The organism is Bartonella sp. AU16XJBT (assembly GCF_028618665.1).
In the GTDB taxonomy this organism is placed as follows: domain Bacteria; phylum Pseudomonadota; class Alphaproteobacteria; order Rhizobiales; family Rhizobiaceae; genus Bartonella.
The window spans coordinates 1-11709 of record NZ_JAQITF010000023.1 but is presented as its reverse complement, the minus strand read 5'-3'; the positions used below and the strand labels follow the sequence as shown (position 1 = coordinate 11709).

Annotated in this window: 2 protein-coding genes and 1 pseudogene; all 3 read left to right on the top strand. The window is 37.8% G+C overall.

The genetic code is table 11. The features are described from left to right. Positions 1 to 1175, top strand: a 1175-nt coding sequence (locus PVV66_RS08495; protein WP_273760979.1) for a Vomp family autotransporter, incomplete at its 5' end; no start/stop codon positions are given. A gap of 560 nt (positions 1176 to 1735) precedes the next feature. Then, positions 1736 to 8668, top strand: a complete 6933-nt coding sequence (locus tag PVV66_RS08490) for a Vomp family autotransporter (RefSeq protein ID WP_273719368.1) — start codon at positions 1736 to 1738, stop codon at positions 8666 to 8668. 802 nt (positions 8669 to 9470) lie between these two features. Then, positions 9471 to 11709, top strand: a pseudogene (locus PVV66_RS08485) (hypothetical protein); the annotation flags it as partial.

Here is an 11709-nt window from a genome sequence, read left to right as displayed (position 1 = left end):
TCACCAACCAGATTAATGAAACAAAAGGTGATGCTTTATTGTGGAACAATGATAAAGGAGCATTTATCGCTCAACATGGTGAAGGTGAAGGAAAAACCAATAGCAAGATTACTTTTCTTGCCAATGGTGATATAACTGAAAACTCCACCGATGCAATTAATGGTTCGCAGCTTTATTTGATGAGTAATAAGCTTTCCGCATATTTTGGTGGTGGTGCTGGATATAAAGATGGAGAATGGATGACTCCCAAATTCCATGTTGCACAATTCAAGAGTGATGGTACCGTTGATGAGCAGGAGCCCTACGACAATGTTGCGGCAGCTTTTGATGGCATTAGTGGAAGTATGCAAAATATCAATAATCGTATTACTGAGGTTACCAAGAATGTCACATCGAATGGTTTAAATTGGAATGAGGATGAAAAAGCATATGACGCACGTCATCAGGGGCAGGACAGTAAGATTACGCATGTAGCGAATGGTAAATTGTCTGAAGATTCGAAAGAAGCCGTTAATGGTAGCCAACTTTGGGAGACAAATAATAGGGTTAGCAAGGTTGAAGAGAAAGTAGACAATATTGATCAACAGGTAAAAAATATTGAAAATACGGTTACGAATGATGCGGTTAAATATGATAAAAATGAAAAGGGTGATAAGATAAATAAAGTCACATTAGCTGGTGTGAGTGAAAGTGATCCAGTAGTGTTAAACAATGTAGCGGATGGTCGCATTGAAAGTAGCTCGAAAGAAGCTGTTAATGGGGGCCAATTGCATGATCATACGGATAAGCAGATGAAGATAGTCCTTGATGAAGCAAGATCTTATACGGATGAGCGCTTCAATAGCATTTTAAATAACCAGATGGGTGATGTTATTAATGAAGCAAAATCTTATACGGATATGAAGTTTGAGGCTTTAAATTACAGCATAGAAAGTGTGCGAAAAGAAGCAAGACAAGCAGCCGCTATTGGTTTAGCAGTGTCTAACTTACGCTATAATGAAACACCTGGGAAATTAAGTGTTGGATTTGGTACTGGCTTATGGCGTAGGCAATCTGCATTTGCCTTTGGTGCTGGTTATACATCTGAGAGCGGCTCTGTTCTGTCTAATGTATCTGTCACCAATTCTGGTGGACACTGGGGTATAGGTGCGGGATTCAATATGACATTGAACTAATAATCAACAAAATGCATTGAGCAAAATTATTTCGCCCTTGTCTTAAATGAAGGTAAGGGCGAAATTTTATTTTAATAAGAAATCAATAAAATCAACAAATGAAATAATTAAATCAAAGAAAAACATTACAAGCTGATGAATAATAAAACAAAACGCACTATAAATGCTAAAGCTCTATTTTCGTCCCATTTATAATTTAACAAGAATGGAGATTACCCCATACTAATATTTTTTGCTTTTTACTAAAAAGCAGTTCAAAAGAACATAAAACCAATATGTTACTTAATTTACAGATAAAAATTCACCAACCTAGCATGAGAAAATGCTTCTACCAATTTATCTAAATGGCCCTATTATCCAATAACATATTACCCCAAAAATAAAACTGCCAAAACCTTAGAACTTTCTTTAAATAGACTTTTTTATTACGGCTTTATGCAGAGATAACCTTCCTCACGAATTGTTAACAGATGGTTTAATTAGGGATAAAATTATAAATTGAAATATGTCTTTTTTATGGCATAAATATGCTGATTTGATTTTTTCATTGGGTGCTTATTATGAAAGAGTTATCCATCATATCAAGGAAGAATGATTGGGGTTATGGACATTTCTCTCGACATTTATTTAAAAAGCTTTTGTTGGGAACCACAATTACTGCATTTTTATCAAATGCTTCCCCCGTTTATGCGAAAAGTTTTGATATAATAAAACAAGTTCTTCAAAGCATGGAGAAGGCAACAGCGGTTTATTCTCAAGGCAAGGATAATCAGAGCAGTTTTAACATTTCTGATGCATCCAAGGTGGGTTATTTAACAGCACTCAATAAAGCGCTAGCAGAAAAAGTGAATGCTTCTGGTGGCTATGCAGATTTTTTAACCAGAACCCTGTCTGGTAAGAGTGATGATAATCCTATCGCTATATCTTCTTTAGAGGGCACTTATAATCCTGTTGTATTGGATAATGATATAACGACGTTTAGTATGAATCCGATGACGAGAACTAATGCACCAATGACTAGAAGCAGCGGAATTAGCATCGGCACTAATACTGTGGCGATAGGTACTGGTGCGCAAGCAAAAATGCAACATAGTATTGCTATTGGTGCCAATGCAATGACTTTGAATGAGGTTACGGAGATAGCCATTGGTTCTAGTGCGAAGACGATCAAAGCTGGTGGGATTGCTTTAGGTAGTAACAGTGAAGCTTCTGTACCCAGAGGTATTGATGCATATAGGCCATTAGACATGATGCCAACGAAAAATTTTGCCGCTTGGAAGAGCTCTGAAGGTGCGTTGAGTATTGGTAATGCTGAAACATCAAAAACACGACAAATTGTAGGAGTTGCAGGTGGTACTCAAGATACTGATGCAGTAAATGTAGCGCAGTTGAAAGCCTTAGAAAAGGCTGCTGGAAGTTGGAAACTCTCTGTTGGTGGAGCGAATACCACAACGGTTGAATCGAATAAATTAGTAGATTTAGCTGCTCCAAGTGGTAACATAAAGGTTGCCAAGGGCAAAGACGACAATAAGGTACAATTTGATTTAGCAAAGGACATTACGCTGAATAGCGTAAAAGCAGGAACGAATGCTACCTTAAATGCAACGGGCTTAGTCATTGTCAATGGTCCGCATGTGACGACCACTGGTATTTCCGCTGGAAATAAAAAAATTACAGAAGTAGCAAATGGTAGTGCAAATAACGATGCGGTGAATTTTTCACAGTTGGAAGCAGTAAAGGCACTTGCACAAAAAGGGGGAGACGGTTGGAAGCTCTCTATTGGAACTGATGCGGCAAAAAACGTTGGTGCGAATAGTACAGTAAACTTTTCATCTGGAGGAGGTAATTTCAAGATTAAAAGAGATACAAACGAAGCCAATAAGCTAATATTTGGTTTGGCTAATGATTTAACACTAAGCAGTGTGACATTAGGAGAGAAAGCAAAAATAGATGCAACAGGGTTAGTGATTACGGGTGGACCTAAGATAACAACTAGTGGCATTGATGCTGGCAGTAAAAAGATCAAAAATGTGGCAACGGGTACTGTCGACACCGATGCAGTGAATTTTGCACAGCTAAAGGAAATAAAAGAACAAGTAGTAGTCAGTAGCTTCGTAAAACAGGATGACGGAACAAAACACATCACCATTGGTAAAGATACAGATGGTGATAAAATTGATATTGCCAACAACAAAAATGAGAAGCGTACTCTTACGGGTATAAAGAATGGTGTCATCTCAGAAGATTCAAATGAAGCTATTACCGGTTCGCAGCTTTATTCTCTTGGTGGCGAAGTTGCGTCTTATTTCGGTGGTGGCGCTGTTTATAAAGGCGATAAATGGACTGATCCAACTTTCATGGTTAAAACCTTTAATGAGGATGGTACAGAAGGTACAAAAAGCTATGATAATGTTGCAGCTGCTTTTGAAGGCGTAAATAATTCTTTTTCTGATCTTCATAAAGAAATTAAGAATGTGGTTGCCACAGTGGAAGGTGATAGTCTTGTTAAGTGGGATGAAGAGCAACAAATAGTCAAGATTGGTTCAGAAAAATACGGTAATAAAATCAGTATTGAGGATAAGGATAAAAAGGATCGGAAACTTTCCGGTGTTAAGGAGGCAGAAGAGTACAATGAAGCAGTCAACAAAGGTCAGCTTGATCGAGAAATAGAAGATGTACGTTCAGTAGCGGTTCTTTATGATGAAGAAGTAGAGCCAAAAGATGTCAATCCCCTTATCAGGTCAGCGCGTAAAGTTAATAAAAACAGTGTAACTTTTGGAGATCCTAGCACAGGTCAGATTGCTTTGCATAATGTTAGCAAAGGTGCCGTTTCTTCTGATTCACATGATGCCATCAATGGTTCGCAACTTTTTGAGACAAATCAAAATGTGAATACTGTTTCCACTAATCTCCAAACAGCTGGGAAAAATATAGCAGAGACCTTTGGAGGCGGAGCAAAATATGAGAATGAAAAATGGATTGCTCCAACTTTTACGCTTAAAACTGTTAACTCTGAAGGCAAGGAAGAAGATAAGAGTTATCCTAATGTAGCGGAAGCTTTAACAGAAGTTGGTACTTCTTTTACAAATGTTCAAAATAAAATTACCAAGGAGATTACCAACCAGATTAATAGTGCAATTACCACTGTACAAGGTGAAAGCCTCATTAAAAAAGATAAAGAAACAAATAATATCAACATTGGTCGAGAAGTAGAAGGCAGTGAAATTAATATTGCTAACAGCAAAAGTGAGATACGAACTCTTTCCGGTGTGAAGGAGGCAACGAAGGCGGATGAGGCTATTAATAAAGGGCAATTTGATAAAGGTGTGAAGGGATTAACAGAAGATCTTCAGTTTGAGAGTTCTTTTGCTATTCACTACGATAAAATATCCAATGGTAATGGAGATCAGGCAGACTATACGAATATCACCCTGGGTAAAGGGAAGAATCCCACAGCTCTTCATAATGTTGCTAATGGTATAATTGCTAAGGATTCTTATGACGCAATCAATGGAGGACAGATTAATACAATCGGTGAAGATATTGCAAAATTTTTAGGTGGTAAAGCAATCTTTAAAAGCGGTACCTTTACAGCACCAACCTATGATTTATCAAGTATTGATGAAAAAGGTAATATAACAGCTAAATCTTTTTCTGATGTGGGCTCAGCCTTTACTGGACTTAATACAAATATCAAGAATGTTAATCAGCGCATTAAGGAAGTGTCTCAAAGTGTTGCACAAGATTCTTTATCGTGGAGTGCGGCTGACAATGCTTTTAGTGCCCAACATGGAGAGGGCAAAGAAAGAAGGGATAGCAAAATTAAATTTCTTATAGGAGGAGATTTGTCCAACAACTCCACAGAAGCTGTAAATGGTGGCCAGATCTATACGCTAGGGAGCCATGTAGCTAGTTTTTTTGGTGGTGATGCTGAGTTTCAAGATGGACAATGGAACGATCCAACTTTTAAGATTAAAACTCTTAACGATGATGGTGCAGAAGAAGAACAAAGTTATACGAATGTAGCAGAGGCTTTTAAAGGTGTTGGTACTATTGTCACGAATATTAAAAATGATATTACTAAAGTAAAAGTTGAAAATCTTGTACAGCAAGAGAAAGCAACAAATAATATTACCATTGGTGCTAAGAAAGAAGGCAGTGTCATCAATATTGCCAACAGCAAAAGTGAAAAGCGAATTCTTACTGGTATAAAGGATGGTACGGCAGATGCTGATGCAGTGAATTTTTCACAGCTAAAAGGTGTCAAGCAAGAGATCAAAGACAAAGTGAAAGAGGTACAAGAACAAGTAGCAGCCAGTAGCTTTGTAAAACAAGATGCGCAGACAAAACACATCACCATTGGTAAGGATACCGATGGTGATAAAATCGATATTGCTAACAAGAATAATGAAAAGCGTACTCTTACCGGTATAAAAGATGGCGCTCTTTCAAAAGATTCAAACGAAGCCGTTACGGGTTCACAGCTTTTCACGACAAATCAAAATGTGACAACTGTCTCCACTAATCTCCAAACCGCTGCCACGAATATAGCCAAATCCTTTGGAGGGAGTGCTAAATATGAAAATGGCATATGGAGCGCTCCAACTTTTACACTTAAAACTGTTAAAGATGATGGGAGCTCTGAAGAGAAGATTTATAATAATGTCACAGAAGCTTTCTCTGGAGTTGGTACTTCTTTCACAAATGTTCAAAAACAAGTAACTGAACAGATTAATCATGTGATTAATAAAGTGGAAAGTGAGAATCTTGTACAGCAAGAGAAAGAAACAAACAATATTACCATTGGTGCAAAAATAGAAGGCAGTATCATTGATATCGCCAACAAGAATGATGAAGCTCGTATACTTTCTGGTGTGAAGGAAGCAACAAAAGATAATGAAGCGGTTAACAAAGGTCAGCTTGATACAAGTATCAAAGATGCAAATAACGAAATAACGAATGAATTTAACGATTTTACCAAAAACATAACGAATATTACACAACAAGTTCAAGGCGATGCTTTGTTATGGGACAAGGAGGAAAAAGCGTTTATTGCTGATCATGGAGAGGGGAGCGCAAAAACAAAGAGTAAGATTACGCATCTTTTAGATGGAAATATTGCTTCTGGCTCTACGGATGCAATCACAGGTGGTCAGATTTATTCAATGGGGAATGCGGTTACTGCTTCTTTAGGCGGTGGAGCGAGTTATGAAGGGGGAAGCTGGATTGCTCCAACTTTTACAGTGAACAAATTTGATATTAAAGGCAACGCAACACAAGAAGATTATAAAACTGTTGCGGATGCTTTGTCAGGTTTAAGCACTTCTCTCACAAATACTCAGAATAAAATTACCAATGAAATTGCTCATGTAAAAGGTGAGAGTCTTGTTAAGCAAGATGACAAGACAAAGTTTATCATGGTTGGTGGAGAGAAAGACGGTACTGTAATCAATATCGCCAACAAAGATGGTGAAGAACGGACACTTTCTGGTTTGAAGGCAGGGATACAAAACAATGAAGCGGTTAACAAAGGTCAGCTTGATGAGAGTTTGAAGGATCTTTCCAACAATCTTCAGTCTGAAGATTCGGCTGTTGTTCATTACGACAAAACAGATGATGAAATTGATTATGCGAGTGTAACTTTTGGTGGTAGAGCTAAAAAATCCACGGCTCTTCACAACGTTGCTAATGGTATTATTTCTGAAAAATCGCGTGATGCGGTTACTGGTGGTCAGATTTATAACATTGGTGGTGATATAGCAAAATTCTTAGGGGGTGGTGTATCCTTTAACAATGGAGCCTTTACAGGTCCAACCTATAAATTATCTGATGTTTCTAAAGAAGGTAATGTTACGGATAAGTCCTTTACTGATGTTGGTAAAGCCTTTGAAGGTCTTGATACAAATATAAAGAATGTAAACCAGCGTATTAAGGAAGTCTCAGAAGGCATTAGCAATGATTCTTTATTATGGGATAAGAATAAGGAAGCTTATGTTGCTCTTCATGGGGAGGGAGAAACAAGGGAAAACAGTAAGATTACCTATCTCAAGGATGGTGATATTACAGCAAACTCAAGTGATGCAGTAAATGGTTCTCAACTTTATTCTTTAAACGAGCAATTAGCGACTTATTTTGGTGGTGGCGCTGGTTATGATAAGCAAGGAAATTGGCAAGCTCCAAATTTTAAAATCAAGCAGTTTGGTGAAGATGGAGTCTCTGAAGAAAAGAGCTATAGCAATATTTCTGATGCATTGAGTGAGGTTGGAAATTCTTTCACGAATATCCAGAATAAAATGACCCATGAGATTAGCAAAATAGAAAGTGAGAATCTTGTTAAGCAGGATGAAAAGACAAAACTTATCACGATTGGTGGAGAGAAAGATGGTCGTGAAATCAGTATTGCAAACAGTGCGAGCGGTGTGCGTAGCCTTTCTGGTGTAAAAGCAGGGCTTCTTACAGCAGAATCCACGGAAGCGGTCAATGGTTTCCAACTTTATTCGGTAATCAATGCGCTTTCTAGATATTTTAGTGGAGATGCGGGATACAAGGATGGACAATGGCTTGCGCCAAACTTTAAGGTTGCACAATTTACTGCTGATGGTGTGGTCAGTAAAAAGGAGGACTATACCAATGTTGCATCTGCATTTGAAGGTGTTAACGAAAGCATGACAAATATCAACAATCGTATTCATGATTTTGAACAGAGTGTTTTCTCGGGTGGTTTAAATTGGAGTGAGACAGAAAAAGCTTTTGATGCGCACCATAAAGGTCAAGACAGTAAGATTAAGCATGTAGCGGATGGTGAAATATCAGAAGGCTCAAAAGAGGCTGTTAATGGTAGTCAACTTTGGCAAACGAATAAGAAAGTTGAAGAGGTTGAAAACCATGTCAATATGATTGATAAGCAAGTAAAAGATATTGCTAGTGTGGCGGATATTGCTGTTAAGTATGATAAAGGGAATGATGGCAAGAAAAAGAATAAAGTAACATTAGTTGGTGTAAGTGAGAGTGATCCAGTATTAATAGACAATGTAGCGGATGGCCGCATTGAAAGTGGCTCAAAAGAAGCTGTTACAGGTGGTCAATTGCATGATTATACGGATCAGCAGATGCGTATTGTACTTTCTGATGCGAAGAAATATACGGATGAGCGGTTTAATGATGTTGTCACTAATACGGTCAATAATATTGTTCATGATATAAAATCGTACACAGATATAAAGTTTGAAGCGTTAAGGTATGAAATTAAGGAAATTCGCAAAGAATCGCGACAGGCGGCGGCAATAGGTTTAGCGGTATCGAATTTGAGTTATGAAGAAACGCCAGGTTCTGTAAGTTTATCAATAGGTATGGGGATGTGGCGTAATCAATCAGCCTTTGCCGTTGGAGCAGGTTATGTTTCTGAAAATGGCAGAATTCGTTCTAATATATCCGCGACGAGTTCTGGTAATCATTGGGGCGTAGGAGCAGGTTTAAGAGTAAAACTGAATTGATAGAGATTATTAAAGTTTGTCGCTGCATTTTGCATTTATATTTTTCTTTTATGAAGAATTAAGAATATCTTATGTCTGCAAAAAGCTTTCTGTAGCAATAAATTTATTTATAAATTCTAAAAATTTTTACTTAAATTGTTGAAAAAATATCACACTGTTTTGTGAAAAATACCCAAATTGATAAAAATTGTTATTTTTTGTTGCTATTTTATTATAGAGTAGATATGACTCGTAAAGTATATTAGTAAGACTCATTTTGATAACAATATTAAAGGGGGAGGGTAAATGACACGTAAGAATAAAGAAACAATCAAAAGAGTACACCCACATCATTACGTGATATCTTGAAAAAAATAATCTATCTAGCAAGAATTATTCAAGGAAATATAAAATTCCCAATATCAAAACACCTTTTCACTTTACTTGTTATTAAGAAAAAAGTGCTTTTAAATAAAACTAAGACCTATAACTATGAAAATACACACTAAAACCTTTTACAAAGCATTTTATACCATTACCAACTAAAAGAGTAATATTAGAATTCCTTTCAGTTAGGAAAAAGCAACACATTAAAACCATTAGACTCTAAATGTGTCATATTTATATCAAAAAAACATAAACCAAAAGACATACATTTAGATTTCAATACAGAAGGCACAAACAAAACAAAATTAAAGACTCAAAACGTTCACATTCTAAGCAGTGTCCTTTATCCAAAACCTTAAGATAGTCTGATAATGCTAAAATGTGTCTTTTTTATGTTTTAGAGGTGCTTTTAAGTTTTTTCATTGGAGAGTTTGTTATGAAAAAATCACATGCACTGGGAGCAGCGAATGAATTAAAAGGTTCTCGTTTTCCTTTTATTAAAGTTTTATCATTGACTTCAATCGCTGCACTTTTGTCGAATATCACACTTGCTTTCTCAGCAAATTCTGATTTTAGAAACGCATTTCTTGAAGGTGTTAACAGTGCTGGTGTATCTTATCCACAAAGCCTTATCTCTGTTGCTGGTTTGAGTGCTTCTTCCGTCTCAAAAGACAATTATTTAACAGTGCTTAATAATGCAGGAGAAGAAAAGGTTAAAGCTTCTAGTGATTATGCAAATTTTTTAACCAGAACCCTTCTGAGCCCAAGTGATGAGAGCTCTATAAGTGTTATGAAAGAAGACGGCGATTTTGCATGGAATAATGTGCTAAATATAGTTAAAGGACAGCAGCTTACAAAAGTAGCTGCTAAGATTACTGAAAACAGTATAAATAATCGTTCTGAGAAAAAAGAGTTGAAACCATTTGTAAAGAAAGATTGGAAGCTTTCTATTGATGATAGTGAGGAAACTGGTGGAGGGCGGTTTAGCGTTCGTAGTTTAGAAAAAAATACCAAGGAGATGGGACCAATAGCTGTAGCAAATGTATTTCCAGTTGCTACGAGAGCAAACTACGATGGAGACCACTCTTATACTGTGGGTTATCAAGTGCAGAAAAAAGGCAGTAATGTTGTTGCTATAGGTCCGTGGGCTGCGGTGCAAGCTGATGGGGCTGTTGCTGTAGGTAAATTCTCTAGTGCTGAAAGAACAGCTGGTCTTGCAATAGGCAGTGGAGAATTTTCCAAAGGCGCTGTTCATTCTACTTTAGCGTCGGGGGAGCAATCGATAGCTTTGGGTTATATATCTCAAGCTCTAAGGGACTATGGGATTTCTATTGGTGGTCAAGCAATGGCGGGTGAGAAGGGTTCTATTGCAGTTGGTAGGCTGGCGGCTGCCATGCCGCAAAAGAGTGTTGCAATAGGTATGGGAGCCGCTGCAGGGGTGGAAGGAGCTGTTGCTTTAGGGGGCGATTCTATGGCTGCTGTTGCAGCTGGTGAGTTTGGTTATGCTCCTTCATTAAAGAGTGAGGTTGCAACAAATTCTACACCTCAGTGGCAAAGTACATCAGGCGCCGTCAGTGTTGGTAATCCTGGTGGGGGTATAACACGACAAATCACAGGTGTGGCTGCTGGTAGCAAAGGTACTGATGCAGTAAATGTAGGGCAGTTAAAAGATTTAAAAACATTCGTCAAAGAAAACGGCTGGAAACTGTCAGTTGGGGGTGAAAATGGCAAGACTGTTCTTATGGACAGCGATGTAGATTTTTCCACTGGAAGTAAGAACTTCCAAATTACCAAAGGTGATAAGGACAATAAGGTAAAATTTGATTTAGCTAAAGATGTTACGTTAACAAGCTTAAAAGCAGGTACAAATACCTTAGATGCAACAGGGTTAGTAATTTCTGGCGGCCCGAAAATGACAACAGGTGGTATTGATGCTGGCGGCAAAAAGATAACAGGAATAGCAAAGGGTACTGAAGAGACAGATGCGGTGAATTTTTCACAGCTAAAAGCAGTACAAGGAATATCGGCTCTAAAAGGTTTAAAAATCAATACTTCTGCTAAGGATTTTAAAGATCCTACGGCAATAGCTGAAAATTCAATTGCCCTTGGTGATCACGCAAATGCATCAGGAGTAGCCTCTCTTGCTCTAGGCTTTCAGACAGATGCAAAGGAAGATAACACTATTGCTATAGGTTCTGAAGCAGAGGCATTATCTCCTTATGCTATTATTATAGGTAGTAAAGGAAAGGTATCAGGTTGGCAGGGTATTGGTTTGGGTTATGGCGTAGAAGTAGCAGGTCTGCGTAGTATTGCTTTAGGTTACCAATCTAAAGCGTTGGTTGATAATGGTGTTGCTATCGGAAACAACTCTGTGTCCAATAGAGCTGCTAATGAGTTTGGTTATGCTCCTTCGGTAAGGGATGAGGTTGCAACAAATGCTACACCTCAGTGGCAAAGTACATCAGGCGCTGTGAGTGTTGGTAATCTTGATAAGAATATAACACGACAAATCACAGGTGTGGCTGCTGGTAGCAAAGGTACTGATGCAGTAAATGTAGGGCAGTTAAAAGATTTAAAAACATTCGTCAAAGAAAACGGCTGGAAACTGTCAGTTGGGGGTGAAAATGGCAAGACTGTTCTTATGGACAGCGATGTAGATTTTTCCACTGGAAGTA

Bases quoted from the DNA above. Each gene is read 5' to 3' on its own strand.
- PVV66_RS08490 (WP_273719368.1), top strand. From the start codon at position 1,736: ATGAAAGAGTTATCCATCATATCAAGGAAGAATGATTGGGGTTATGGA.